At 70.4% G+C, this 25,105-nt stretch carries 28 protein-coding genes; 10 read left to right on the forward strand and 18 right to left on the reverse strand.

The window, feature by feature from the left end; all coding sequences use genetic code 11:
* Positions 1-43 precede the first annotated feature (43 nt).
* The gene (locus NA3_RS06525; RefSeq protein WP_062962615.1) at positions 44-418 is read left to right on the forward strand and encodes a DUF2255 family protein; all 375 of its coding nucleotides are present in this window, start codon (positions 44-46) and stop codon (positions 416-418) included.
* 184 nt (positions 419-602) lie between these two features.
* Positions 603-1,028 (forward strand): hypothetical protein, encoded by a 426-nt coding sequence (locus NA3_RS06530; RefSeq protein WP_128145379.1) that lies wholly within the window; start codon positions 603-605, stop codon positions 1,026-1,028.
* 39 nt (positions 1,029-1,067) lie between these two features.
* Here the strand turns inward: NA3_RS06530 and NA3_RS06535 are convergent, their stop codons facing one another.
* From NA3_RS06535 to NA3_RS06545, 3 genes are all read right to left on the reverse strand, one after another.
* Positions 1,068-1,970 (reverse strand): SDR family oxidoreductase, encoded by a 903-nt coding sequence (locus tag NA3_RS06535; RefSeq protein ID WP_062962919.1) that lies wholly within the window; start codon positions 1,968-1,970, stop codon positions 1,068-1,070.
* Between the two features lie 86 nt (positions 1,971-2,056).
* Positions 2,057-2,482, reverse strand: a complete 426-nt coding sequence (locus NA3_RS06540; protein ID WP_062962617.1) for a GNAT family N-acetyltransferase — start codon at positions 2,480-2,482, stop codon at positions 2,057-2,059.
* Between the two features lie 54 nt (positions 2,483-2,536).
* Positions 2,537-3,172, reverse strand: a complete 636-nt coding sequence (locus NA3_RS06545; RefSeq protein ID WP_062962618.1) for a TetR/AcrR family transcriptional regulator — start codon at positions 3,170-3,172, stop codon at positions 2,537-2,539.
* A gap of 174 nt (positions 3,173-3,346) precedes the next feature.
* Here NA3_RS06545 and NA3_RS06550 point away from each other — a divergent pair, with 174 nt between their 5' ends.
* Entirely contained in the window at positions 3,347-3,898 is a 552-nt protein-coding gene (locus NA3_RS06550; RefSeq protein WP_062962619.1) for a nucleotidyltransferase family protein, read from the forward strand.
* A 9-nt stretch (positions 3,899-3,907) separates the two neighbouring features.
* On the opposite strand, the gene NA3_RS36700 is transcribed toward NA3_RS06550, so the two are convergent.
* Positions 3,908-4,084, reverse strand: a complete 177-nt coding sequence (locus tag NA3_RS36700; protein WP_157126532.1) for a hypothetical protein — start codon at positions 4,082-4,084, stop codon at positions 3,908-3,910.
* 66 nt (positions 4,085-4,150) lie between these two features.
* On the opposite strand from NA3_RS36700, the gene NA3_RS06555 reads away from it, so the two are divergent.
* Positions 4,151-4,582: a type II toxin-antitoxin system Rv0910 family toxin gene (locus NA3_RS06555; RefSeq protein ID WP_062962620.1), complete on the forward strand. Its 432-nt coding sequence runs from the start codon at positions 4,151-4,153 to the stop codon at positions 4,580-4,582.
* Here NA3_RS06555 and NA3_RS06560 read toward each other — a convergent pair.
* On the reverse strand, positions 4,550-5,071 hold the full coding sequence (locus NA3_RS06560; protein WP_063917352.1) for a nitroreductase/quinone reductase family protein: 522 nt from the start codon (positions 5,069-5,071) through the stop codon (positions 4,550-4,552). The genes NA3_RS06555 and NA3_RS06560 overlap by 33 nt on opposite strands.
* 141 nt (positions 5,072-5,212) lie before the next feature.
* Between NA3_RS06560 and NA3_RS06565 the strand changes: the two genes are divergently transcribed.
* The 5 genes from NA3_RS06565 to NA3_RS06585 all read left to right on the forward strand — a co-directional run bounded on the left by NA3_RS06565 (position 5,213) and on the right by NA3_RS06585 (position 9,346).
* Positions 5,213-5,614 carry a TOBE domain-containing protein gene (locus NA3_RS06565; RefSeq protein ID WP_062962921.1) on the forward strand — a complete coding sequence of 134 codons (402 nt, stop codon included), beginning with the start codon at positions 5,213-5,215 and terminating at the stop codon, positions 5,612-5,614.
* Positions 5,615-5,619: 5 nt separating this feature from the next.
* Complete coding sequence (gene modA, locus NA3_RS06570; protein WP_062962621.1) at positions 5,620-6,405, forward strand: molybdate ABC transporter substrate-binding protein; 786 nt, start codon at positions 5,620-5,622, stop codon at positions 6,403-6,405.
* Entirely contained in the window at positions 6,402-7,217 is an 816-nt protein-coding gene (gene modB, locus NA3_RS06575) for a molybdate ABC transporter permease subunit (RefSeq protein WP_062962622.1), read from the forward strand. The genes modA and modB overlap by 4 nt, the downstream gene beginning before the upstream one ends.
* Complete coding sequence (locus NA3_RS06580; RefSeq protein WP_062962623.1) at positions 7,214-8,263, forward strand: ABC transporter ATP-binding protein; 1,050 nt, start codon at positions 7,214-7,216, stop codon at positions 8,261-8,263. Before modB ends, NA3_RS06580 begins: the two co-directional genes overlap by 4 nt.
* A gap of 123 nt (positions 8,264-8,386) precedes the next feature.
* Entirely contained in the window at positions 8,387-9,346 is a 960-nt protein-coding gene (locus NA3_RS06585) for an MspA family porin (protein ID WP_062962624.1), read from the forward strand.
* 63 nt (positions 9,347-9,409) lie between these two features.
* Here NA3_RS06585 and NA3_RS06590 read toward each other — a convergent pair whose 3' ends face one another.
* From NA3_RS06590 to NA3_RS06620, 7 genes are read right to left on the reverse strand one after another with little or no spacing between them, the layout of a single operon-like run.
* Positions 9,410-10,582, reverse strand: coding sequence for a glycosyltransferase family 9 protein (locus tag NA3_RS06590; protein WP_227994982.1), 1,173 nt, complete (start codon positions 10,580-10,582; stop codon positions 9,410-9,412).
* Entirely contained in the window at positions 10,579-11,583 is a 1,005-nt protein-coding gene (locus NA3_RS06595) for a PfkB family carbohydrate kinase (RefSeq protein ID WP_062962625.1), read from the reverse strand. Before NA3_RS06595 ends, NA3_RS06590 begins: the two co-directional genes overlap by 4 nt.
* Positions 11,580-12,200, reverse strand: a complete 621-nt coding sequence (locus NA3_RS06600; protein ID WP_062962626.1) for a D-sedoheptulose-7-phosphate isomerase — start codon at positions 12,198-12,200, stop codon at positions 11,580-11,582. The genes NA3_RS06595 and NA3_RS06600 overlap by 4 nt, the downstream gene beginning before the upstream one ends.
* Positions 12,197-13,777: an HAD-IIIA family hydrolase gene (locus tag NA3_RS39230; protein WP_084491278.1), complete on the reverse strand. Its 1,581-nt coding sequence runs from the start codon at positions 13,775-13,777 to the stop codon at positions 12,197-12,199. Before NA3_RS39230 ends, NA3_RS06600 begins: the two co-directional genes overlap by 4 nt.
* Complete coding sequence (locus NA3_RS06610; RefSeq protein WP_218021773.1) at positions 13,774-14,793, reverse strand: glycosyltransferase; 1,020 nt, start codon at positions 14,791-14,793, stop codon at positions 13,774-13,776. Before NA3_RS06610 ends, NA3_RS39230 begins: the two co-directional genes overlap by 4 nt.
* Complete coding sequence (locus tag NA3_RS06615) at positions 14,790-15,512, reverse strand: SDR family oxidoreductase (protein ID WP_062962627.1); 723 nt, start codon at positions 15,510-15,512, stop codon at positions 14,790-14,792. Before NA3_RS06615 ends, NA3_RS06610 begins: the two co-directional genes overlap by 4 nt.
* Positions 15,513-15,531: 19 nt before the next feature.
* Positions 15,532-16,743 carry a glycosyltransferase gene (locus NA3_RS06620; RefSeq protein WP_062962628.1) on the reverse strand — a complete coding sequence of 404 codons (1,212 nt, stop codon included), beginning with the start codon at positions 16,741-16,743 and terminating at the stop codon, positions 15,532-15,534.
* Positions 16,744-16,984: 241 nt separating this feature from the next.
* On the opposite strand from NA3_RS06620, the gene NA3_RS06625 reads away from it, so the two are divergent.
* A complete protein-coding gene (locus NA3_RS06625) occupies positions 16,985-18,145 on the forward strand; it encodes a glycosyltransferase family 9 protein (protein WP_063917324.1) in 1,161 nt (386 codons plus the stop codon).
* 9 nt (positions 18,146-18,154) lie between these two features.
* Here NA3_RS06625 and rfaE2 read toward each other — a convergent pair whose 3' ends face one another.
* The 6 genes from rfaE2 to NA3_RS06655 all read right to left on the reverse strand — a co-directional run bounded on the left by rfaE2 (position 18,155) and on the right by NA3_RS06655 (position 25,072).
* The gene (rfaE2, locus tag NA3_RS06630; protein WP_062962629.1) at positions 18,155-19,648 is read right to left on the reverse strand and encodes a D-glycero-beta-D-manno-heptose 1-phosphate adenylyltransferase; all 1,494 of its coding nucleotides are present in this window, start codon (positions 19,646-19,648) and stop codon (positions 18,155-18,157) included.
* Positions 19,649-19,692: 44 nt separating this feature from the next.
* On the reverse strand, positions 19,693-20,109 hold the full coding sequence (locus NA3_RS06635) for a ChaB family protein (protein WP_062962630.1): 417 nt from the start codon (positions 20,107-20,109) through the stop codon (positions 19,693-19,695).
* 86 nt (positions 20,110-20,195) lie between these two features.
* Complete coding sequence (locus NA3_RS06640) at positions 20,196-21,044, reverse strand: glycosyltransferase family 2 protein (RefSeq protein WP_233427276.1); 849 nt, start codon at positions 21,042-21,044, stop codon at positions 20,196-20,198.
* A 23-nt stretch (positions 21,045-21,067) separates the two neighbouring features.
* On the reverse strand, positions 21,068-22,369 hold the full coding sequence (locus NA3_RS06645) for a UDP-glucose dehydrogenase family protein (RefSeq protein ID WP_062962632.1): 1,302 nt from the start codon (positions 22,367-22,369) through the stop codon (positions 21,068-21,070).
* A complete protein-coding gene (locus NA3_RS06650) occupies positions 22,362-23,453 on the reverse strand; it encodes a glycosyltransferase family 2 protein (RefSeq protein ID WP_233427277.1) in 1,092 nt (363 codons plus the stop codon). Before NA3_RS06650 ends, NA3_RS06645 begins: the two co-directional genes overlap by 8 nt.
* The gene (locus tag NA3_RS06655; protein WP_062962633.1) at positions 23,450-25,072 is read right to left on the reverse strand and encodes a carbamoyltransferase family protein; all 1,623 of its coding nucleotides are present in this window, start codon (positions 25,070-25,072) and stop codon (positions 23,450-23,452) included. Before NA3_RS06655 ends, NA3_RS06650 begins: the two co-directional genes overlap by 4 nt.
* Positions 25,073-25,105 lie beyond the last annotated feature (33 nt).

The raw sequence follows: 25,105 nt of genomic DNA on the forward strand, positions 1-25,105 counted from the left end.
AGCCTGGGCGAAGCACTGCATCGCGATCGATGGAGGTAACGCCATGGCCTGGACCCCCGCTCAGCTCGATCGAATCGGATCGTCCGAGGAACTGCAGATCACCAGCTACTACGAGAACGGCGCACTGCGGGATTGGACCACCATCTGGGTGGTGCGCGTCCACAACGACCTCTACATCCGCTCCGCCTACGGACAATCCGGCGGGTGGTACCGCCACGCCATGCACACCCGCGGCGCGCGCGTCCGCGCCCACGGCGTCGAGACCGACGTAACCCTGCACCCGGTCACCGACTCCTACCTCAACGACCGAGTCCGCAAGGCCTACGAGTCGAAATACCGCGACCACCCCAGCGCCCTCGAACCCATGCTGGCCCCGGCCGCCGAGAACACCACCCTGCGCATGGACCCGGTCGGGTAGTTCGGGGACGGGCAGCCCGGTTAACACCTCCGTCGTCGGCATCGGTCGGGGTTCGTCAGTGCACCATCGACAGCTGTCGGTGCGGACAGGTAACGTCCGGCCTGTCGTCGATAGGGACCGAAGGGTGGGGCCGATGATCCGATCGAAGCGTTTCCGGAGCACAGGACGATGTGCCATCGGAGTCGTGAGCGCCGTTGCCGCCACAATCCTGATGGTCGCGCCGTCCTGGGCCGCCCCTGCACCCGGCAGCGGATCCGGGTCGCCGACCAGGGCTCCGGGCCCCGAAGTCGAGCTCAATGCCTACTGTGACGACCACGGCGGCGTCGCCCACCTCGCGAACGGCCGCACCGTCTACTGCACACGGGTCGAAGGCACTGACGCCTTCGTGTGGTCCTACTCACGGGGACCTCTGAGTCACGACCCCAATACCCGGGGCTACACCTGCGACGACAACGGCTGCCACTTCCCCGACGGTTCCACCGTCCCCGGTTATCAACGCTGCGGCATTCTCTGCGGCGAGCCGCCGACCAGCGGTGACATCCAAAGCGGGTTGGCCGACTGTTTCAATGCCGGGACTCCCTTCGAGGAGTGTGAGCGGCGCGGCCGGTGAACGGCGGCTTGTGACCCACCGGCCGGGCGCTGCTCCGCATCACTGCCCGGTGAAGTAGTGTCCCTCCTCCAAATCCTCGATGAGGTTGGGGTGCAAGGGTTTCCACCCGAGCAGGGCCGTGGTCGCCTCGGCCGTGGTGGGGTTGTCCAGCTGGACTATGGGGGCGAGGAAGCCGAAGTGAGCGGGGGCGTCCTCGGCGGCGATGCTGACGACGGGGACGTTCAGGTGGCGGCCGATCACCTCGGCGATGCGGCGCAGCGGAATGCCTTCGTCGCCGACGGCGTGCAGGCGGGTGCCGGCGGGGGCGGATTCGAGGGCCAGGCGGTACAGGTGCGCCGCGTCGAGGGTGTGGCCGGCGGGCCAGCGGTTGGCGCCCTCGCCGACGTAGGCGGACACACCCTTCTCACGCGCGGTGGCGATCAGGGTGGGTACGAAACCGTGGCGGTCGAGGGTGCTGTGCACGGTCGGTGGCAGTCGGACCACGCTGGAGCGGATACCGCGATCGGCGAATCCGATCACCTCGTTCTCCGAGTCGATCCGCGGGCCGGCCGGCAGCGAGTCGGCCTCCGTGCCGATCCGTCCCAGGGCCGCGAGCAGACCCGTTCCGGACGTGCTGACCAGCGGCTTACCGGATCCGGCCAGGGCCTCGCCGAACGCCCGGACGACGCGGAGATCGGTCTGCGCCGCACCGAGGAAGTCCCCGGCGATCATGTTCTCGTGTTTGAACGCCAGGTGGATCACGCCGTCGGCCGCGGCCGCCGCCTCGGCCAGCACCTCCGGATCGTCCAGATTTCCGCGCTGCACCTGCGCTCCGACCGCCGCCAAGGCCGCGGCCGAGGCATCCGATCGCGCCAGCCCGACCACCTCGTGTCCCGCTGACAGCAGTTCGGGCACGACCGCGGACCCCACATGTCCCGACGCCCCGGTGATGAATACGCGCATGGAAAGACCTTCCCGCGAGAAATGCGCCGCGCTTCCCGCGCGGCGGCCGCCGATGTCAGCGACTGCCATCAGACTACACCGCGATGTCAGTTGCTGTCATCACTCGCGGGCAGACAGACCTGAAATCGCTCGACACCCGGGTACTTCTCGCCCAGCGACGTCGCGGTGAATCCGAGCGCCGAGTAGAAACCGAGCGCCGAGCGGTCTGTCTCGGCGACGATCGGCAGCGTGGGGTCGTCCCTGCGGATTCGCGCCACCAACCGCCGACCGACCCCGCGCCCGCGCGGCGATGTCGCGATATGCAACAGGACGATCCGGTCCGCGCGCCGTTCGTACCCCGCCACGCCGATGGGTTCGTCGTCCAGAAACACGGCCAGCAGCTCGGTGGCCGGATCGTCGCGATATCGACGCAGCACCTCATCGAGGCGGGCCGGGCCGCCACCCACGGCCGCCGACAACAGCGCGCACACCCGGATATCCGCCGCGAGATCACGACCGGCTCGAATCGTCATCCGGGCACCGTATGCCCGGCACCGGCCCGCGAACGCCTCGCGGGAGGCCGGCTCTCAGACCGAATTCGCCGCGCGGCGTTCGATTTCCGCGGTGCTCCAGGCGCCGATCATGCGGGCGGTCATGACGATGGCTTCGCGGCGTTCCTCGGGGTCGACCTCGAGGGCGGAGGCCCGCAGGACCGCGGAGAAGCCCGTGTTCACCAGCACGAAGGCCATGACGTCGAGTTCGTGGTCGTCGCTGGGGCCGAGGATCTGGATCAGCAGCACCTTCACCAGCAGGCGCAGGCGGGGTTCGAACTCGGGTATGCCGCTGTTGTAGAACTGCACACCGGCGGCCAGGGCGCGCACCAGTTTCGCGTTGTCGACCAGTTCGTCGCAGATGGCGGCGAGGATGTCGGCGGTCATATCCTCCACCGAGCGATCCGCGCGATCCAGCCGTTCGGTGAAGCGGCGCTCGATGCTCTCCAGCAGCCGTTCCAGCAGTTCCTCGACGATGACCGTGCGGTCGGAGAAATACCGGTAGACGGTTCCGATGCTCAGGCCGGCCTCGGCGGCGATCCGGTTGGTCGAGGTGTTCTCGATCCCGCGCTCACCGAACAACCGCGCCGCGGTGTCCAGGATGTGCTGGCGGGTTTCCTTCGCACGCTCCTGCGTCGGGCGTCGACGCTGACCGACCGCCTTGGACGGCATCACGCACTCCTACCTGATCTCGCGCCTGTTGATCGGTTGCTCATCCTAAGATGCCCGGGAACGATATCCAGCCTGTTCGGCGGCCGGCCACGACGAATTGGCCGAGTCCACAAAGGACCGGCGTTTCCGCTATTACATTGGCGCCACAGCGGATTTCCCACCGAGAGGCCAACCATGTCGGAGCGCGTCGTCGGAGTCGTGCTCGCCGCCGGGGCCGGGCGGCGCTTCGGCCGTCCCAAGGCCACGGTCGGTGACTGGCTGACCACCGCGGTGGACGCCCTGCGCGGCGGCGGGTGCGCGGAGGTCGTGGTGGTGCTCGGCGCCGCCCGCCTCCCACCGATTCCCGCGACCACCACGGTGGTGGCACCGGAGTGGGCCGAGGGAATGAGTGCGTCTGTGCGCACGGGAATCGGTGCGGCGCAGCGGCTCGACGGTGCATACGTCGCCCTGCATGTCGTGGATACCCCGGATGTCGGCGCGGATGTCGTCGCCCGGGTGATCGAGCGAGCGCTCGCCGATCCATCCGGTATCGCGCGCGCGAGTTTCGCCGGACGTCCCGGTCATCCCGTGGTGATCGCCCGGCGGCACTGGGCCGATCTGCTGACGACCCTGTCCGGTGATCGCGGCGCCGCCGCCTATCTGCGAACCGTCCCCACCCGGACCGTGGAATGCGGTGATCTGGCCACCGGCCGCGATATCGATGAACCCGGCGACCTCGAACACTGACGCGCCCCGTCAGCCCCGCCGCACTCGCCGCCGGACCACGACCCCCGGCACCGCGAGTCTCAGCGTCGCCGCGAAACCGCTGTGGCGCACCAGATTTCCGGACTCCGTGGCCGCGAGCAGACCCAGCGGCTCGGCCGAGTTGCGCGCGGCGGTGGCGGCGCTGCGGTGCCGGACCGGCCGACCCACGCCGACCCCGGACTCGCATCGTAGCCACGGGACGAGGGCCGAATCATCGGCGGTTACGATCCACGCGTGGCGAAACTGAAGGTGTCGGTGGACGTTCCGATCTCCCCCGATCGGGCGTGGTCGCACGCGTCGAACCTGAGCGAACTCGACCAGTGGCTGATCATGCACGAGGCGTGGCGCGGGCGGGTGCCCGACGAACTCACCCCCGGTACCGAACTGGTGGGCATCGCCTCGGTGAAGGGTCTGCGCAATCGCGTGCGCTGGACCGTGCGCACCGCCGAACCGCCACGCCGGCTCGTGTTGACCGGCGCCGGCAAAGGCGGCACCAAATTGGGGCTGGAACTGCTGGTCGCGCCGAACGCCTCGGGTTCGGAGGTCACGGTCGACATCGATCTGGGTGGGCGACCGCTGTTCGGCCCGATCGGAGCGACCGTAGCGCGGGCCCTGAGGGGCGATATCGAACGCTCACTCGACCGGTTCGTCGACCTCTACTGCTGAACTCGGCCGGCGCGGTTCGAGGACGACCAGCGGGATCGTGCGACCGCCCGCCCGGCGCCGATAGAACTCGTAATCCGGTGTCATAGCGACGAATTCGCGCCACAGGTCCGGATATTCGGCGGCGGTGGCGACTCGCGCACGCACCGGGCGCACGTCGGTCCCGACCCGCATCGTGGTGTCGGGGTGGGCCAGGAGGTTGTGATACCAGGCCGGATGGTGCGGCTGCCCGGCCTTGGACGCCGCGATCGCCACCGCGGCCCCCGCGTCGACGTACATCAGCGGTGAGGTGCGCCGGATGCCGGATTTCGCACCCACATGATCGAGCAGCAGGATACGCGCGTCCCGACGACCCGGCATGCGCCCGCCGATCCGCCCGCCCGACCACCGGTAGAGCGCCACATGGACTTTCGCCGTCCGACGACCGGCATAGACGCCGCGGCGGTTGGCGAATCGTGCCGTGGCGGAGACGATTCCGGCGAGTGAGGCCATACCGCCGAGCATGCATCACCTCTGGCGTTCGCGCCAGGGACCGCTCCGCACGGCCGAACTCGCATCCCGGTGAGAATCGGGTAACCGGCCGGCAACCCGAGCGGGCTTGCGATCCGCATCCACGGCAATATGCTGGAGATTGTGACGAATCTGCGGATCAGTGAGGCGGCGGCGCTGCTGGGCGTCAGCGACGACACCGTGCGGCGTTGGATCGATCAGGGCCGGTTGCCGGAGATCCGGCTCGACAGCGGTCGCAAGGGGGTGCGCGGCGCGGACCTGGCCGACGTGCTGCGCGGTCAGCACGCCGAGGCGCACGAACCCGGTGTCACCGTCGCCGCCTCGGCCCGCAACCGGATGCGCGGCATCGTCACCCGCATCGTCAAGGACACGGTGATGGCGCAGGTCGAGATGCAGGCCGGACCGTTCCGGCTGGTCTCGCTGATCAGCCGGGAATCGGTCGACGAACTCGGTCTCGAGGTCGGCAGCATCGCCGTCGCCTCGGTCAAATCGACCCACGTCGTGGTCGAAATCCCGGAAAGTTGACGAGAATGCAGAGTGTGCGCACCATCGGCGCCGCAGCGGCCGCCGTAGCCGTCACCATGGGCTTGGCCGGATGTGGTTCCGACGCCGCCCCATCCCCCGCCGGAACGGACCAGCTCTCGGGCACGGTGACGGTGTTGGCGGCGGCCTCGCTCACCGAGACGTTCACGAAACTCGGACACGACTTCGAGGCCGCCCACCCGGGCGTGAAGGTCGTCTACAGCTTCGGCGGCAGTTCGGCACTGGCCGAGCAGATCAGGCAGGGGGCGCCGGCCGATGTCTTCGCCTCCGCCGCGCCGGCCACCATGCAGCAGGTGGTCGACTCCGGTGAGATCACCGCGAAACCGGACACCTTCGTGAGCAACCGGCTGGAAATCGCTGTGCCCAAGGGTAATCCGGGCAGGATCACCGGACTGACCGATTTCGGCAGGCCCGAGCCGCGGATCGCGCTGTGCGCGGTGCAGGTGCCGTGCGGTGCGGCCGCGGAGAAGGTCTTCCGGATCGCCGGCATCACCCCGCAGCCCGACACCCGTGAGCAGGATGTCAAGGCCGTGCTCACCAAGGTGACGCTGGACGAGGTCGACGCCGCGCTGGTCTACCGCACCGATGTGCAGGCGGCCGGAGACAAGGTGCAGGGCATCGACTTCCCGGAATCAGCGCAGGTGATCAACACCTATCCGATCGCACCGCTCGCCAAGGCGCCCCACGCCGCCGCGGCCGCCGCCTTCGTCGACTACGTGCACTCCGATCCGGCGAAGAAGGTGTTCGCCGCCGCGGGATTCGATACCCCGTGACCAGGACGGGAACGCGGCGGCGGACGGCCGCGGGACGGCGGCCGGTCGTGCTGGTCCTGCCCGCGCTCGGTGCGCTGGCGTTCCTGGTGATCCCGCTGATCGGCCTGCTGGTACGCACCCCGTGGGCGAGCCTGACCGCCCGGCTGTTCAGCGCGGAAGTCGGTACCGCCCTGCGACTTTCGCTGATCTGCGCGAGCTGCGCGACCGTGATCTGCCTGCTGCTGGGCATCCCGCTGGCCTGGCTGCTGGCGCGGGCGCACATCCCGGGCCGCGCAGTGATCCGCGCGCTGGTGACGGTGCCGCTGGTACTGCCGCCGGTGGTCGGAGGGGTGGCGCTGCTGCTGGTGTTCGGCCGCCGCGGGCTGCTCGGGCAGTACCTGTACGACTGGTTCGGCGTCTCGCTGCCGTTCACCACGCCGGGTGTGGTGGTGGCCGAGGCGTTCGTCGCCATGCCGTTTCTGGTCATCTCGGTGGAGGGCGCGCTGCGCAGCACCGACACCCGCTACGAGGAAGCCGCCGCCACCCTCGGCGCGACCCCCTGGTACACCTTCCGCCGCGTCACCCTCCCCGCGATCCTGCCGGGCGTGATCGCCGGCGGCGTGCTGTGCTGGGCCCGGGCGCTGGGCGAATTCGGCGCGACCATCACCTTCGCGGGGAACTTCCCGGGCCGCACCACCACCATGCCGCTGGCGGTGTATCTCGCGCTGGAAACCGATCCGGACGCCGCGATCGTGCTCAGCCTGGTGCTGCTGCTGGTCTCGGTCGCGGTGCTGGTGTCGTTGCGCGAGCGCTGGATTCGAGCAGCGGTATGACGCTGCGGGCCGAACTCGAGGTGCGGCGGGAGCGCTTCCGCCTCGGCATATCGCTCACCGTCGAACCCGGTGAGGTGGTGGCCCTGCTCGGACCCAACGGCGCCGGCAAGACCACGGCACTGCGCGCGCTGGCAGGACTCGAACCGCTCAGCGGCGGACGTCTCACCGTCGCCGACCGGATCTGGGACCAACCGCCGGGAATCTTCGTCCCGGCCGAACAGCGACAGGTGGGCGTCGTCTTCCAGGATTACCTGCTGTTTCAGCATCTTTCGGCACTCGAGAACGTCGCGTTCGGCTTGCGGGCCCGCGGCATGCGGCGCGCACAGGCGCGGGCGCGCGCCGCCGACCGGCTCGACCGGGTCGGTCTCGCCGAGCACGCGCACGCCACACCGCGCACCCTCTCCGGCGGACAGGCACAGCGGGTCGCACTCGCGCGCGCCCTGGCCACCGACCCGCAGCTACTGCTGCTCGACGAACCGCTGGCCGCGCTCGACGCCGGGACCCGGATGCAGGTGCGCGCCGACCTCGCCCGTCACCTGCGCGACTATCGCGGCCATACCGTGGTGGTCACCCACGACCCACTCGATGCGATGGTGCTGGCGGACCGGCTCGTCATCCTCGAACAGGGCGCGATCGTCCAGCAGGGCGCACCGGCCGAGATCGCTCGGCGGCCACGGTCGGACTATGTCGCGGATCTGATGGGGCTCAACCTGTTTCGCGGCACGGCCGAGGGCACCGGCGTCGAGATCGACAACGGCGGGCACCTCACCGTCGCCGCACCGGCTGCGGGCCGCGTCTTCCTCGCCTTCCCGCCGACCGCGGTGAGCTTGCATCCCCAGCAACCCGGCGGCAGCCCGCGCAACACCTGGCCGGTGACCGTCGGCGGCCTGGAACACCACGCCAACCTCACCCGCGTCCGCCTCGACGGGGCCCCACCGGTGCTCGCCGACATCACCTCGGCGGCGGTGGCCGACCTGCGCATTCATCCGGGCATGCGGCTGTGGGCCGCGGTCAAGGCGACCGAGATCCATGTCTACCCCGCTTGAAATCTCGAGGTCGGCGGCGTGGCGCGCGCCGAATCCGAGGTCCGCGCGGGTTCGCGCATTATGCTTGCCGGTCGATAGCTATTCGGGATCTGCTGCCGTGACATCGAGGAACAGGATCCAGCTATGCGCCGTCCTCTCATCGCCGCCGCGACGGGCATCGCCGCGGTTACCGCCGTCGCGTCGGTCTTATGGACCGGCGGGAGCGAAACGAGTCACGCCCAGCCACCCGGCACGGACGTGACAGGTTCGGGAGTCCATCTGACCGCGTCGGTGGACAACATCGGGGTGAACCCACCCGGTGACCGGACACCGAACTACCTCATGACGTTCTCCCATGCCGCGCAGTTGTCCGGGAATTTCTCGATCAACGTCGAAGGCGACCCGATCAGCTCGGGTCAGGCGGTCGCGGGATTCCTGCTGGGGTGCGGGATCAGCGTGGCCGGCGGTTTATCCGTAGGCATCTCGCCCAACCAAGGGCTGCAGCTGAGCATCTCGCCCACCTTCACGCCACCCTCTCTGACCACTGCGGCTGCTCCGATTGCGGCCAGCGGTAGCGCCACTCCGACCACAACCACCAGCGCCTCCCCGACGACCGCCCAGATCACGACCACTCCCACCCAGGCTGTCCGTACGACTGTGGCCGCCCCCACCACGAGCGCCCCTCCGACTACGACCGTCACCACGACCACCACCCCCACCACGACAACCCCCATCACAACCACCCCGCCCACGATCACCACCCCCACGATCACCACACCCACCCTGCCGACCACCTCCGGTGCGGGGGTGCCCGGAGTATCTCCTCCCGGTTTCAACCTCGGGCCGAGCGTCGGCGGTTCCCTGGGGTTGTCCGAATCGCTGACCGCGACCCTCGAACCCGGCCAGGTCACCCCCGCCACGACGGCGACGGCCACCCTGGACGACAAGACCACCTTCCCATACCACATCACGTTCAACAATGCCGCGTTGAACGTCTCCCAATGCGCGTCGCCGGTGTCGGCCGTCCCCTTCGTCTCCACCTCGGTGTCGACCGCCACGGGACTGGTCCAGACCACCGCGTACGGCGATCAGTTCACCTTCTGACAACGCATCCCCCCTTATACGGCCTGGGCCGCCCGCAATGCGGGCGGCCCAGGTGCATTCAGGTCAGGATACGGCCTCGCTCACCGCATTCGGCCCGTCGAACATACGGTCGGGCATGCTCTCGAGCGCGTCGACGATCTCCGCGCCGGCGCCGTTCTTGCGCGCCGCGCGCACGATATCGCGGCGGTCACACGGATAGTCCACGCCGGAGAGATACTTCTGCACCTGAATGGGATTCACCTTCTGGCTCATCGTTTCTCCTCTCTCGGTACTGTCCGTACGGGAATGGAACGACGGCGCGATACCACCAGGATCCGAGCCGAAACATCGCAGTTGCCGGATCGCTGCCACGATCACCTGGACGGGCTGGATCCGCAACAATCCGGGGTCCGGTTCGGCGCCGTGCGGATCGCCGATATGCCCCGCCCACAGGGCGATATGGGCCGGTTCGGGCGGCGGACCCCACCACGCCGGCGGGGTCGGCCCGAAGATCACCACCGACGGCGTGCCGAAGGCGCTGGCGAGATGTCCGACGCCGGTATCCCCGCTGATCACCAGGGCGGCATGCGCGACGACGGCGGCCAATTCGGTCACCGTGAGCGCACCGGCCAGCACCGATCGCCGAGGCAGGCCCGCCGCGTCGGCGACCTGCGCCGCCAGCGCGGCCTCCTCGGCATTTCCCGTGACCACGACGTGGTGACCCAACGTCCGCAGGTGGGCGGCGACGGCGGCGAAGCGGTCGGGCGGCCACCGCCGCGCCTTCGAACTGCCTCCGGGGTGCACCACGACGCGGCCGGCCGGGGCGCCGACGTCCGGCCTCCGGAGTTCGAGGCGGGTCGGATCGGCCGGGATGCCCGCCGACTCGAGCAGCCGGCACCAGCGATGCACCTCGTGCACTCCGTCGGGCCAGGCGGGGCCCGCCACCTCGGGAAAGTCCCGATGCCGGTGGGTGATCAGGCGTGCGGGGCGGACCTTCAGCAGATCCTCGATGCTCTGCGGACCACTGCCGTGCAGATTCACCGCGAGATCGGGTGGTGGGCGGTCCCAGCGCAGTGTGCCCAGACCGGCGGTCGGGAGGACCTCGTCGACACAGTCGGCGAGGTCGGCCAGCGGCGCCAGCCAGCGGGGAGCCGCCAGCACCAGATGGTCGTCGCCGTGCGCGGCCCGCAGCCCTCGCAGGGCAGGCACCGCCGTCAGCAGATCACCCAGCCCCAGCGCCCGCAGGACCAGCGTCACACCCATGACGGTGGATCTGCCGCCCGGCTCGGCGCGGCGGCCACGACCGTTCGATCCGCTCGCATCTCGCCCATCCCGAGCGAGGACACCGCACCGTCGCGGACGAACCGCGCCGCGACATCGACGGCACGGCGGACCGCGTTCGTCACCGAATCACCGGAAGCCAGCGCCGCGGTGGCCGCCGCGGCGAATCGGTCGCCGGCGCCACACACGTCGTATCCCTCCCCGCATCGAAGATCCGGCGATATCCCCACGGCGACAGTGCCTTTCGTTCCGCGACGGTAGAGCACCGCGCCCTCGGCGCCGAGCGTGACCGCCACCGCCCGCGCCGACCACCGGCGGCTCAGCTCACGAGCCCGGTCCCCGAACCCGCCGTCGCCGCCCACCAGGCTCGCGGCTTCGTCGCGATTCGGTGTCACCAAGCTCGCCCCGGCGACGGGCGCCGGACCGCGCGGATGGGGATCCCACACCACGGGAATGTCGTGCAGGCGCCGGCCCAGCAGGGCGCGAATCCCGGGGTGGGCGGCGACGCCGTGGCCGTAGTCGGCGACGAGAATCGCACGGGCACAGCCGAATTCGGCTTCGACCTCATCGGGGAGCGGACCGTGCCCGATCCGGCCGTCGCCGGAGTCGACACGCACCACCGAGACCGGGCGATCGGCCGCACCGTCGGCGGCGACGGGAGCGCACGGGCCGACGGCGCGAATCCGCTGTTTGCACACCGTCGTTCCCGGCATCGGCAGCGGCGCCACCCGCACGCGCCCCGCCAGCAGCCGGCGCAGCCGGTGGCCGGCCTCGTCGTCACCGAATCCGCCGACCAGCACCACCTCACCGGCGTCGCGAGCGGCCAGCAGGGCGGCCAGCCCCGCACCGCCGGGGCGCCAGATCCCGGTGCGGACGTCGACCACCGGAACGCCGGCGTCGGGACTGCGACGGTCGGCGCGGCCCTCGATATCGCTGTCGAGCAGCACATCCCCGACGACGACCAGCGGCCCGGTCACGAGGCTTCCCGCAGCGCGGAGTCCAAGGCCGTGCACAGCGCGTGGACCAGCACCAGGTGGACTTCCTGCACCGTCGCTGTCGACGCCGCCTCCACCGCCACCGCGTCGTCGCACAGCGACGCCAGCGAATTCGGCGCCGGGCCGGTCAACGCCCAGCTGGTCAGGCCGATTTCGGAGGCGGCCTTCGCCGCGGCGACGACATTGCCGCTGGAACCGCTGGTGGACAACGCGACCAGCACATCTCCGGGCCGGCCGTGCGCCCGCAGCTGGCGGGCGAACATCTCGTCGAATCCGTAGTCGTTGGCTATCGCGGTGACACTCGAGGTGTCGGCGTGCAGTGCGACCGCCGACAGCGGTCTGCGCTCTTCCCGGAAACGCCCGGTCAGCTCGGCGGTCAGATGTTGCGCCTCCGCCGCGCTGCCGCCGTTACCGCAGGCGAACAATCTGCCCCCGTCGCGATAGACACGAGCCAATCGCTCTCCCCAGTCCCAGATGCGGGCGACCGAGGGGCGCACGTTCCTGCGCAGCGCCGTGCCGAGGAGTTCGAAATGCTCCTCCAATTCGGCGCCGATGCCGGCGACGTCGTGACGGCGATAGTCGTCTCCCGGTGCGATCATGGCAGCGCCTCCTTCCCGTCGAGTTCGGCAAGTGCCAGCGAGACCGCGGTCCGCAGGTCCGGTGCGACGTGGGCGACCACCGCGGCGAAGGCGATCTCCGACGGCCGCGTCTTCGCCGTGGGCACGAGCACCGACCGCGCGCCCGCCGCGGCGGCCGCCTCGACATCACTGCCGATATCACCGATCACGACACAGCGGTCGGGCGTGGTCCCCAGCGCCTCGGCGGCCGAAACGACAAGTCCCGGTTGCGGTTTGCGGCAGTCACAGCCTTCGTCGCGGCGATGTGGGCAGATCTGCCAGGTGTCGATGGGACCGAGCAGATCCTCGACCTTCGCGGTCACCGCCGCCAGCTGCTCCGGGGTGATGGTGCCCGCGCCCACCCCGGACTGGTTGCTCACCACCCCGATCCGCACTCCGGCCCGGCGCAGCCGATCCAGTTCGGCGGCCGCACCGGGCACCGGCTGCACCAGTTGCGGATCGGACAGATACGGCACATCGATGATCAGGGTGTCGTCGCGGTCGAACAGCACCGCCGGCGGGCCGCCGTGCCGCGCCGCGGTCGCCGAGCGCCGCGTTTTCTCTCCACGCAGATGCGCCACCGCGTCGACGATCTCCTCGTCGGCGATCCGGTTCAGGCACGGATGGCCCGAGACCGGGCACTGCCGGGCCCGGGTTCCGGCGCACGCCGCGGACTGGTCGCCGAGCACCACCGTCGGAACCCCGTGCGGCGCCCAGCGGATCGCGGGAACGACCGGCGCGAACAGCGAGACCACGGGAGTCGCGACGGCCGCCGCCAGATGCGCGGCGCCGGTATTGGGCGCGACGACCACATCGGCCCCGCGCAGGACCGCCGCCAGCTGCGGCAGGTCGGTCGCTCCGCCCAGATCGCGGGCATGCGTCCCGGCGACGGTGGCGGTCAGCTCACGCTCGTCCGGGCCGCCGGTGACCACCACGCGGTATCCCGCCTCGGCCAGGGCCACCGCGACCGCGCGCGACCGCTGCGCCGACATCCGGCGGGCGGGCACGGCCGCACCCGGATGCAGCACGACATAGCCCGGCTCACCGGTCAGCGCGGAGACATCCGGCAGATCGGTACGCACCCGCAGCCGGTGCCCGACCGACGGATAGCCTGCCGCCTCGGCCAGTGACAGCGCCCGAATCGCCTCGGGCACATCGTCGTCCAGTCGATGGCGGACATCGAGCAGCGATCCCGGATAGTCGGGACTGATCGCCGAGATCCGGGCGACTCCCGCCATCCGCAGCACGAGCGCCAGCGGCAGTGGGGACTGATGGAAGGAGGTGAAGATGATCGCCTCGTCCGGCTGCTGGGTGTCGACGAGCTTCACCAGCTCGGCGATCGATTCGGCATCCACCGGCGGGGCATCGAAATCGACCCAGCCGGCGTGGAATTCGAGCACCTGGCTCACCCCGGGCAGCAGCTGCGCGGCGGCCCGCCCGCGCGGGCCCGCCAGGAAACTCACCCGCTCCGCGCGGGCGGCGACCGCTCGCACGGCCGGGCCCGTCAGCAGCACATCGCCCGCACTGTCCAGGCGGGCCACCAGGACATGGCCGCTCATCTGCGCCTCCCGCTGTGGAATTCGGCAACCGTGTCGGCGAGCAGCCGGTCCCAGCGTTGCGTGAACTCGGTGATGCCGAAGTTCTTCACCGCCCAGGCCCGGGCGGCCTGTCCGGTGCGCTGGGCGAGTTCCGGATCGGTGAGGTAGCGGCCGATCGCGCCGGCCAGCTCGTCGAGATCGGTGGAGACGACGCCCGCCTCCGGCGGGACCGCCCAGGGCGCCTCGGTGGCGCCGACCGCCACCACCGGCATGCCCACGTACATGGCCTCGAGCAGCGATAAACCGAGCGAAGTCCAGCGGGCGGTGTGCACGAACACCCGCCGCCTTCCGATTTCGGTGTGCAGCCGTTCCTGGCCGACGTCACCCGCACCGTGAACCCGGGTCGCGGGGCAGTGCTCCCACTTGTGCAACTCGCCGGTGTCGATGCCGAAGACGTCGATCGGCGCGGCCCGCGACAGTTCACCGAGCAGATCGGTGCCGGTGATCCGCCACCGCCGCACCGGTTCGTTGATGATCGAGGCCGCGCGCTCGAGCTCACCGGTGTACCGGTAGCCCGGATCGACGACTCCGTGCGGGACCGTCTCGGCCCGGCAGCGCCCGTTGTCCCACATCAGCCGGTTGAACCCGGTGACATGCACCAACGTCACGTCGCTGCGGTCGGCCAGCGGATGCCGGCTGGTGGCCGCGTGTTCGCGGGGGGTGTTGTGCTCGACGTAGATCACCGGCACCTCCTGGCCCGGCACTCGGCCGAGCCAGTCGCGCACCAGCTCGAATTCCTCGAGACGCTGCAGCACCACCACGTCGACCGGCTCGTCGGCCAGATCGGCCGGTGCGACCTCGACAGCGGATTCGGGCCACGGTCGCCCGCACCGGCCCAGTGCCCACTGCCGCCGCCGGGAATCGGACGGAACCAGATATCGATGACGCCCCTGGACGAAGGAGGTCATCCACGATCCGTGCACGTGCCACACCAGCACGCGCAGGGGATCCGAAACCGGTACGGCGGCAACGGTCATGGCCACGACGATTCGGTGGACGAGCACACCAGCATTTCCCGAACCTCCGATCCGGCGGGCCGGGTGAGGGCGAAAACGACGGCGTCGGCGACGTTTTCGGGCCGTTCGAGTCGCACGTCGGGCCCGGGGACGTACTGCTCGGGGCGGTCGTCGAAGAAGTGCGTGTCCATCCCGCCCGGGATCAACAGCGTCACGCCGATCTCACCGGCCGTCTCGGCGGCCAGTGCCCGGGTGAATCCCACGACCCCGAATTTCGACGCGCAGTACGCCGTGGCATCGGGCAGCGCACGCATGCCCAGGGTCGAGGCACAGGTGACGACGTGACCGCGCGACGCGCGCAGCGCCGGCAGCGCGGCGCGGATCACCGCCGCGGTACCGAGCAGATTCACCCGCACCACCCGTTCCCAGGCGGTCGCGTCCACTTTCTCCAGCGGGCCGCAGGCATCGATCCCGGCGGCGGTGAACACGCCGTCGATGCGGCCGCCGGCCCGGTCGGCCAGCGCGCGCGTCGCCTCCTCGGCCGCGGCCGAATCCGCGAGATCGGCTTGCTCCCAGTCCACGTCGATATCGGGACGGTTGCGATCGATGACCAGCGGGACGCCACCGGCGGCGCGCACCGCGTTCACCGTCGCCGCGCCCAGTCCGGACGCGCCACCGGTGATGACGATATTGCCCAGGGGCCGAGTGCCATTGCCCAGAGGGTGAGTCGGTTGATTCATCCGCGAGTTCCTCCTGCTGTCAGCGAGCGGACGACGCGATGTCGCCCGCGGCGGCCGTGGCGGCGGTCCGGCGATAGGCCGCCGAGGTATCCCTGGAGATCCGATCCCACGAATAGCGGGCGCGGGCTCGTTGCAGCCCCGCCTCCCCCATCGCCTGGCGCGCCTGCCGGGTATCGAGCAGGCCCGAGAGCACCTCGGCCAGCACCGCGGGATCACCCGAGGGCACCAGGCGGCCGGTCACGCCGTCGAGGACGGTGTCGAGCATTCCGCCGACCGCGGTGGCGACCACGGGCTTCGCACACGACATCGCCTCGAGCGGAACGATGCCGAACGGCTCGTACCACGGCGTGCACACCACGGCGTCGGCCGAGCGCAACAGCATCGGCATTTCCCCCCGCGGCACCGGCCCGCGTAACCGAACTCGTTGCGACACATCGTATTCCGCGGCCACCGCGCGTAATCGCGCCTGCTCGGCCTCGTCCTCGGCGCTCGGCGAACCACCCGCGATCACCAGTTCGGTGTCGGGAACCTCCGACAATGCCGCGATCGCGGTGTCGAATCCCTTCCGCCGCACCATGCGGCCGACCGAGACGATCCGCCGCGGCAGATCGGGTTCTTCGGCGGGGCCGTCGGGCGTGAACAGCGACAGGTCGACACCGCACGGCACCACCGATGTGCGCTCGCGCGGCACCCCCATTTTCCCGAGCTCCCGGACCTCGTCGGAACAGGTCGCGACGATATGCGTGGCTCCGGCCGCGACCCGGCGCTCGGATTGGATACGCGAGCGCGGGCTGGTGTCGGCCAGCCCCTGATAGCGCCGCTTCACGGTGCCCAGCGCATGGAAGGTCAGCACCACCGGGACGGCGAGATCGCGGGCGGCGAGTTCGGCGGCGATACCCGACATCCAGAAATGCGCGTGCACGATATCGGGCGGGTCGGCACTCCACTGCTGTCGCAGGAATGCGGCGAAATCGGCCAGGAACGGCAGGATATCGTCCTTCGGGATGTGCTCGGGCGGGCCGGCCGGCACGTGGATCACGCGATATCCCGCTCCTACCAGCACCTCGGTGGGGATGTCGGGGTCGTCACGGCGGGTGTAGACCCGCACGTCGTGGCCCAACCGGGCCAGTCCCGCGGCGAGTTCGGCCACATGCACGTTCTGCCCGCCCGCGTCCACACCACCCAGGGGAGCCAACGGGCTGGCGTGCTCGGACACCATCGCAATCTTCACGCTTCCTCCGATCCGCGTCGCCGCCGGTGGACCTCGCGCTCTCGAACTGCGCCATAGCTGGCGGAAACCGTGCCATGGATGTATGCGACCCGCGACCGGCCCGATCGTTCGACTTCTGAACCGGTTGTGGTCGTCATGCCCGCGCAGACGCGATGCAAACGGCCCGGAGCAGAACAGTCCGACGACCGGGCGTCGGTGAACGACCAGGACTGAGTCGCGCGCGCACGGGTAGGGCTGCGGTATGTCCGAGACGACGACAGCCCCGGCCACGACAGCGGCACCTCAGCGGCCCGCTGCTGTTCCCGCGACCGAGGGTGCGAGCATCGGCCCGATCGGCGACACCGTGCCCGACGTGCGGCGCATCGTGGTTCTGCGCGGTGGCGCACTCGGCGACCTGCTGTACGCGGTGCCGGCCCTGTACGCCTTGGCCGCGGCCTACCCCGGCGCCGAGATCACCCTGCTCGGCGCGGCTCTGCATGCCGAACTCCTGCGGGACCGGCCCGGACCGGTCGACGAGGTCGCGGTCCTCCCGGTCACCCGCACCGACTGGAACGAACCCGCGCAACCGGCCGAGACCGAATTCGTCGACCGAATCCGCGAACGCCCCGTGGATCTGGCCGTGCAACTGCACGGCGGTGGCGCCTGGTCGAATCCCTTTCTGCGCCAGCTGAATCCGAGGGTGAGCATCGGTTCCCGCGCCGAGGGCGCAGCGCCGCTGGATCGCACCCTCGCCTATCGCTTCTATCAGAACGAGGTGTTGCGGGCACTCGAGGTGGTCGGGCTGGCCGGCGCGCCGCCGGTGGTGCTGGAGCCGCGCGTGGAACTCACACCCCGGGATCTGGCCGCGGCCGATGCGGCACTGGGCACCGTGACCGGCCCGCTGGTGATCGTGCATCCCGGCGCGAACGATTCCCGGCGGCGCTGGCCGGCGCAGGCCTTCGCCGAGATCGCCACCCACTGCCTGGACCGCGGTGCGACCGTGGTGATCATCGGCGGCCCGTCGGATCAGGCGCTGGTGGCCGATCTGCGTTCTCACATCCCGGTCGCGGCGACCGGCGATGCCAGGCTGCGCACCCTGGTCGGCTCCGATATGCCGACACTGTGCGGAGTGCTCGCCCGCGCCACGGTCCTGGTCGGCAACGACAGCGGACCGCGACATCTCGCCCGGGCACTCGGCACACCGACCGTGGGGGTGTTCTGGATCGGCAACGTCATCAGCGCCGGGCCGCTGAGCCGCGGCAGCGACCGCGTGCTCATCTCCTGGCAGACCCACTGCCCGGCATGCGGACACGACGCCACCGACGAGCGTCTGCCCCGCTGCCCGCACGGCGATTCGCTCGTGTCCACGGTGCCCGTCGCGGCGGTGCGCGCGGACGTGGACGAGCTGCTCGGCTGGAAGTGATCGTGGCCGCTAGGGCGCGGCGCCGGAGCGAATGCGCGCGATGACCTGCGACGTCGAGTGATCGGCCAGATAACTCAGCACCCGCACCTCTCCGCCGTAGCCGTTCACGATCGGCGCCTCCGGCAACATCTCCGGCCGATAGTCGCCACCCTTGACATAGAGGTCGGGTGTGGTCGCGCGCAGCAGGGCGGCCGGGGTGTCCTCGTCGAAGATGGTCACGTGATCCACGCAGCTCAGCGCCGCCAGGACGGCCGCACGCTCGTGGTCGGGGTTCACCGGCCGGTCCGGCCCCTTCAGCGCGCGCACGCTGCGGTCCGAATTCACCGCCACCACCAGCACGTCGCCGAGCCGTTTCGCCTCGTTGAGATAGGCGATATGGCCGGCATGCAGCACGTCGAAGCACCCGTTGGTGAACACGATCCGTTTGCCGGCCGACCGCTGATGCGCCAGCACCGTGGCGAGGTCGCGTGCCGACAACACCGCCCCCGCGCTGCGCGCGAGCCGATCGCGCAATTCGGAGGTCGAACACATCGAGGTCCCGGTGCGGTGCACCACCACATCCGCAGCCGCCTGCGCCACCTCCACCGCGGCGGTCGAGGGCAGCCGGCCGAGCAGCGCCAGCGTCAGCGCGGCGACGAAAGTGTCTCCGGCGCCGGGAGATTGGCTCTCCGGCACGGGCTCGGCCCAGGTCCGGTGCAGCGGCCGATCCCCCTGCAGCAGCACCGCGCCGTCGCGGTCGAGGGTCACCACGACCGCGCCGGCGCCGGTGAGTTCGAAGAGCCGGTCGCGGTGCCGGTCGAACCATTCCACGCGGGACCGCCCCGGCATCGCCGACGGCATCCCCAGCACCCGTGCGGCCTCGTCGGCATTCGGGGTCACCAGATCGGGACGCAGATCCGCCCACCGGGTCGGATGGTGGGTGTCGACGATCACCAGCGGCAGGTCGGCCCGGCGGGCGGCCAGCGCCTCCCGGACCCGCTCCCCGAGTACACCGTCGTAATCGCAGACCACGAGGGCATCGGCCCCGTCGAGCGCCTCGGGCAGGGTGTCGATCACCCGGTCGACGTCGGCACCGGTCGCCGGCGCCGACGTGCTCCGATCGAAGCGCACCACGATCTGGTCTCCGGACACCACCCGGCATTTCGCCACGGTCTCGGCGTCGGCCACGCTCAGATAGGTCGTATCCACTCCGCAGCGGCGCAGCGAATCGCGCAGATGGGTGCCGTGCTCGTCGGCTCCGGCCAGCGCGACCAGACGCACCTCGGCGCCCAGGGCCGCGATATTGGCCGCGGTATTGGCCGCGCCGCCCGGCAGATAGCTCGTCGTGTGCACGTCGACCACGGGCACCGGCGCCTCCCGGCACAGCCGCTCCGAACGGCCCCACATCCAGACGTCGAGCACCGCGTCCCCGAGGACGACCACCGTCGCGTGCTGCTGGGCGAGGCGGTCGGCGATCTCCGGAACCAGACTCCGCGAAACCGGTGATCCCGCTTCACGATTCATGTGTCCTCCTCGAGGCGGCGGGTCTTCGGGTGTGCGCCGATGAATCAGTTCTTCCGGCGGGCGCGCTCGTTGGACCGCTGGATGGATTCGATCAATTCCTTCTTCGTCATCCGGGAGCGGCCGCTGATGTCGAGGCGCTTGGCGACATCCAGCAGATGCTGTTTCGACGCATTGGCATCCACACCGCCGGCGGTCGTGCCGGCCGGCTCGGGGCCGCCGTGCCGGGCGCGCTCGTCGGAGGGACCCTTCTGCTTCTTGGGCTCCCAGTGGTCGCCGACCTTCTCGTAACTGTGCTTGAGTGCGGCGTATGCGACGCGATGCGCGCGTTGTTCGCTCCGGTACTCCTCCAGCGCGGAGTCGTGAACCTCGGCGAATATCCGCTGCGCGTGCTCATCGGATTTCCGTATCGTGCTGGGCAATTCGGACTGTTTCGGGTCACCGCGCCGTGTGGTCTTGGGCATCGTCTGTTCCCTTCGTCGACGGACAACTACTCGGGTCGCCGAACCGGCGGCCCTGTCGACGCACTACCCGGACTGCTCCGGCATATTCACCGCAACAGCGCGATCTGCGCTTCGACGTGCTCGGGCAGGCGGCGGCGTTCCCGCAGCGCGTGCGGCATCCGGGCCGCGAAGCTCACCAGAGCCGGGACACCGCTGGGGTGGCGCAACGCCGTGCGGCCGAAGGCGGCCAGCTCACGCAGGCAGGCGCCGACGGGCCGGCGCATCACCGCGGTGAGCGCGGCGTTGCGGGATTCGAGGTAGACGCGGGCGGTATTCGGCATCCGGCGCGGCGAAGGCATATGCCGGCTGACGATCTGCGGCGAATAGCACAGCAACCATCCCGCGGCGGCCAGATCGTAGGCCAGCAGCGTCTCCTCCCCGGCGAAATGCAGCACCGGGGAGAATCCGCCGGCCGCCAGGAACGGATCACGGCGCACCACCGCCGCCCCCGCCAGAAATCCCAGCACCGATGGTCCCGGCGCCCGGGGATCGGTCCCCAGGGCACTGCGGTGCATCAACTCGTTGACCGGATCCTCGCGCATGTCGGGACCGACCAAAGTCCGGCCCGCGATCAACCCCACCTCGGGATGCCGATCGAACAGCTGCTCGGCCGTCGGCAATGCGCCCGGCGCCCACCAGGCGTCGTCGTCACAGAACGCGACGAACGGTGTGGTGGCACATCGGGTGCCGTGATTGCGGGCGACCGCGCCGTCGTTGCGCGGCAGCTCGACCACCTCCAGCGCACGGATCCGCCCGCGAAATCCGGCCGCCGCCGGCACCGTGTGATCGTCGGACGCGTTGTCCACCACCACGATCGGCGGTTGCGGCTCGATCTCGGCGAGGCGGTCCAGGGTGATGACCAGTTCGTCGGCCCGGTTGCGGGTCGCGATCACCACGGTCGTCCTGCTGCGATCCCGGCTCATCGGCCGTTGCCGATCACGGTGAACCCGTCGCGCCGCAGAGCCTCGGCGTCGAGCAGATTCCGGGTGTCGACGATCAGCCGGCGCCGCGTGAGAGTGCCCAGGCGCGGCCAGTCCAGTTTGGCGAATTCCGGCCATTCGGTCGCCACCACCACCGCATCCGCCTCCCGCGCGGCGTCGTAGGGGTCGTCGACGATGTGCACCCGGGCCGGCAGGCCCAGATCCCGGCCGCGCGCCGGCGCCACGGTGGGGTCGTAGACGCACAGCTGCGCGCCGTGTCCGGCCAGGGCGGCGGCCAAGCGCCGGGCCGGTGAGTCGCGCAGGTCGCCGGTGCCGGCCTTGAATGTCAGGCCGAACAGCGCGGCCCGCACCCCGGCCAGGTCTTCGCCGGTGCGGCCCAGTACCCGCGCGACGGTGGTGACGGTGCGGTCGGTCTGCGCGCGATTGGCCGCCACCGCGGCCTCCAGCACACCCAGGTTCACCTGCTTGTCGTGGGCGATGTGCAGCAGCGCCGCGGTGTCCTTCGGCAGACACGACCCGCCCCAGCCCGGCCCCGGCCGCAGGAACGCGGCGCCGATGCGCGGATCCGAACCCAGACATTCGCCGACGAGTTCGATATCGGCACAGACCTTTTCGCACAGCTCGGCGAGTTCGTTCACGAACGACACCTTCGTCGCGAGGAAGGCATTGCTCGCGTACTTGGCCACCTCGGCACTTTCGAAATCGACGATCTGCACCGCCGGGGACTCCACGCCCTGATACAGCCGCGCGATCCGCTCCCCGACCTCGGCATCGGCGGCACCGATGACGATGCGATCGGCGTGCAGGAAGTCGTAGACCGCGTGACTTTCCCGCAGGAATTCGGGATTGCTCACCACATGCAGCCCGTGCCGGCCCGCCGCCTCGCCGGCCGTGCGCGCCGTGCCGACCGGGACGGTGGACTTCAGCACGATGATCGCGCCGGGAGACAGCAGATCGAACAGGGTGGCCAGCACGTCCTGGACGGCACTGGCGTCCGCCGCACCCGACGGGGTCGCGGGCGTCGGCACGCAGACGAAGACCACACCCGCCTGCGCGAGCCGTTCGATATCGGTGTCGAACTCCAGCAGTCCGGCGCGAATGCCTTGGCGCAGAAGCGGTTCCAAGTCCGGCTCGTGAAGGTCGGTGCGTCCCTGCCGCAATCGTTCGACACAGCCGGCGTCGACGTCGACCGCGGTCACCGGCCACCCGAGATGCGCGAGTCCCGCCGCCGTGGTGGTGCCGACGTACCCGGCTCCCACGACGCCGATACGTTCACTCATGGCCGGCCTCCGATCCGCCGGTCGCCGGCCGGGGCCGCCGGGTTCCGCGTGCCACCTGCCATTCGCCGCGCAACCGATGCCAGCACGCCGCCGGTGGAATCAGCACACTGGTCAGCGCCATGGCACCGACCTCGCGAACGGTGGCCGGACCCTGACCGATACGCCGCGCCGCGAACTCGGCCGTTCCCGCCAGCCACAGGCCCGCACACGCGAGGGCGGGCGCGCGGCGACGGCGCACCGCGAACACCGCGGCCGCGACCCCCGCCGCCGAGACCGCCGCGTGGGTGCCGAGTCTGCCGCTGCCCTCGCCGATGTCGTCGCGCCAGGTGCGGCCGAATTTACGGCGCATCAACGCGTTGTCCGCATTCCCCGCCTGCGCGCGCAGCGACGACAGCAGTGAACCGGACGCGGGAGGGTGCGTGGTCACCCGGCTGCCCGAGGTGATGTGACGCCCGGTCCGCACGACGCGCAGCGCGAAGTCGGAGTCTTCGCGGTAGGCACGCCGGAAGCGTTCGTCGAAGCCACCCAGTTCGGCGAGCACCACACGGCGATAGGCCATATCCGCGGTGATCCAGCGCGCACCCGCCAAGGCGGCGGTTCCGCGCTCGGCGTCGGTGGGCCGGCGTCCGGCCGGCAGCGGCACCCACAGCCGTGCCTGCGATCCGGCGACATCGCCCGGCAGATCACGCAGATCCTCGGCCAGGCGCGTCCGCCATTCCGGTGACGGCACCACATCGTCGTCGAGAAACGCGATCCATTCCGACTCGGCCGCGCGCCACCCGGCGTTGCGTGCCGCCGCCGGTCCGCGACCGCCCGAGCGCACCACGCGCACGGGAATCTCGCTGGGCGGCAACGACAACGGCTCGACGGCATCCGATCGACCGGCCGACGGCCGATCGTCGACGACGACGATCTCGGCCGGGGCCACACCACCGGGCCGATTCACCGCCGCCAGCACGTTCGCCAATCCGGCTCGTCCGATGGTGGGGATCACGATGGTGTAGTCGGGAGTCACACCGTCGGTGCCGCCGGGAGCCGCAGAGTCGGTACCACCGGGAATCTCCGCGTCGCGCACGCCGCTCACCGCCGCACGACGAACGGGCCGATCGCGAGCAGGTCCACCGGCGCGGAACCGAAACACTCGAGCGCGTCGCGGGGGGAATCGACCATGGGCCGGCCGGCGGTGTTGAGGCTCGTGTTCACCACCACGGGCAGCCCGGTCAACTCCTCGAACCGGGCGATCATCCCGGACAGCAGCGGCTGGTCGGCAGCGTCGACGGTCTGGATGCGGGCGGTGCCGTCCACATGGGTCACCGCCGGCAGACGCTCCCGCCACGGTTCGGCGACATCGTGGACGAAAAGCATGTAGGGACTGGGCAGTGGCCCGCGGGTGAAGATCTGCGACGCCCGCTCGGCCAGCACCATCGGCGCCACCGGACGGAACTGTTCGCGGCCCTTGACGGCGTTGAGGCGCTCCAGATTTCCGGCGTACCCCGGATGCGCCAGCAGCGAACGATATCCGAGGGCGCGGGGGCCGAATTCGGCCCGGCCCTGGAACCAGGCGACGATCTCGTTGCCGGCCAGCGCCTGTGCGACGGTGCCGGCCAGGTCGGCCGGTCGGTCGTAGCGAATGTGAGCCTCGCGCAGCGTCTGTTCGATCTCGGCGTCGGAGAAGCCGCGGCCGAGAGCGGCCGTGGTCATGGGATCGGGAGGTGGTCCCGCTTCGGCGGCGATCGCCAGGGCGGCACCGAGCGCGGTGCCCGAATCGCCCGCCGCCGGCTGCACCCAGATGTCGTCGAACGGTCCCTGGTCGAACAGCGCGGTATTCGCCACACAGTTCAGCGCGATACCCCCGGCCAGGGTGAGCTTGTCCGCCGAGGTGGCCGCGCGCAACCACCGGCACAGGTCCAGCATCACCTCCTGCAGGACCTGCTGGACCGAGGCGGCGAGGTCGGCGTGTTCGGGCCGCATCGGCTCGTGCGGGGCGCGCTTCGGGGCATAGGCGTCCCAGTTGATCGGGTGGGTGCGAAAACCGCCGTCGCCGGTGCTGAAAACCTTGTCGCGCAACCAGTCCACGAATCGCGGCTGCCCGTACGAGGCCAGCGCCATCACCTTGTACTCGTCACTGGAACGCAGGAAACCGAGGTGGGCGGTCAGTTCCTCGTACATCAACCCGAGCGAATGCGGAAGCTGTTGCGTGGCAAGCACATCCAGCTTTCCGTTGCGGTATTCACCGGCAAGCATCGACGTCGACTCGCCACGGCCGTCCAGCGTCAGCACGGCCGCGTCTCCGAACGGCGCGGCGAGCCCGCAGGACGCCGCGTGCGCGACGTGGTGCCGCACGAAACGCACCTTGTCCGGGTCCAGCCCGGGCAGCTCGGTCGCCAGCAGGTACGGAGCCCGCTCCGCGTACCGGGTGCGCAACGGTTCCCAGCTCGGATCCAGGCCGCCGAGGCTCTCGTCCACCTGTGCGGGATCGTAGGAGTAGCCCACCGCATCGAGATCCGCCGCGGTGAGTCCCGCCTGGGCCAGACACCAGGCCGCGGCCTGTCCGGGCTGTTCCCACGCCGAGAACGGCACCGGGCGCTTGCCGTGCTTACGCCTGCTGAACCGTTCCTCTTCGGCGGCCGCGACGATTGTGCCGTCCACGACCAGCGCCGCCGCCGAATCGTGAAATATGGCATTGATTCCGAGAACGCGCATCGAACACCTCCCACAGGTGTCGCAAGGCTTGTG

Origin of the sequence: Nocardia africana NBRC 100379 (assembly GCF_001612635.1) — a bacterium.
In the GTDB taxonomy this organism is placed as follows: domain Bacteria; phylum Actinomycetota; class Actinomycetes; order Mycobacteriales; family Mycobacteriaceae; genus Nocardia; species Nocardia africana.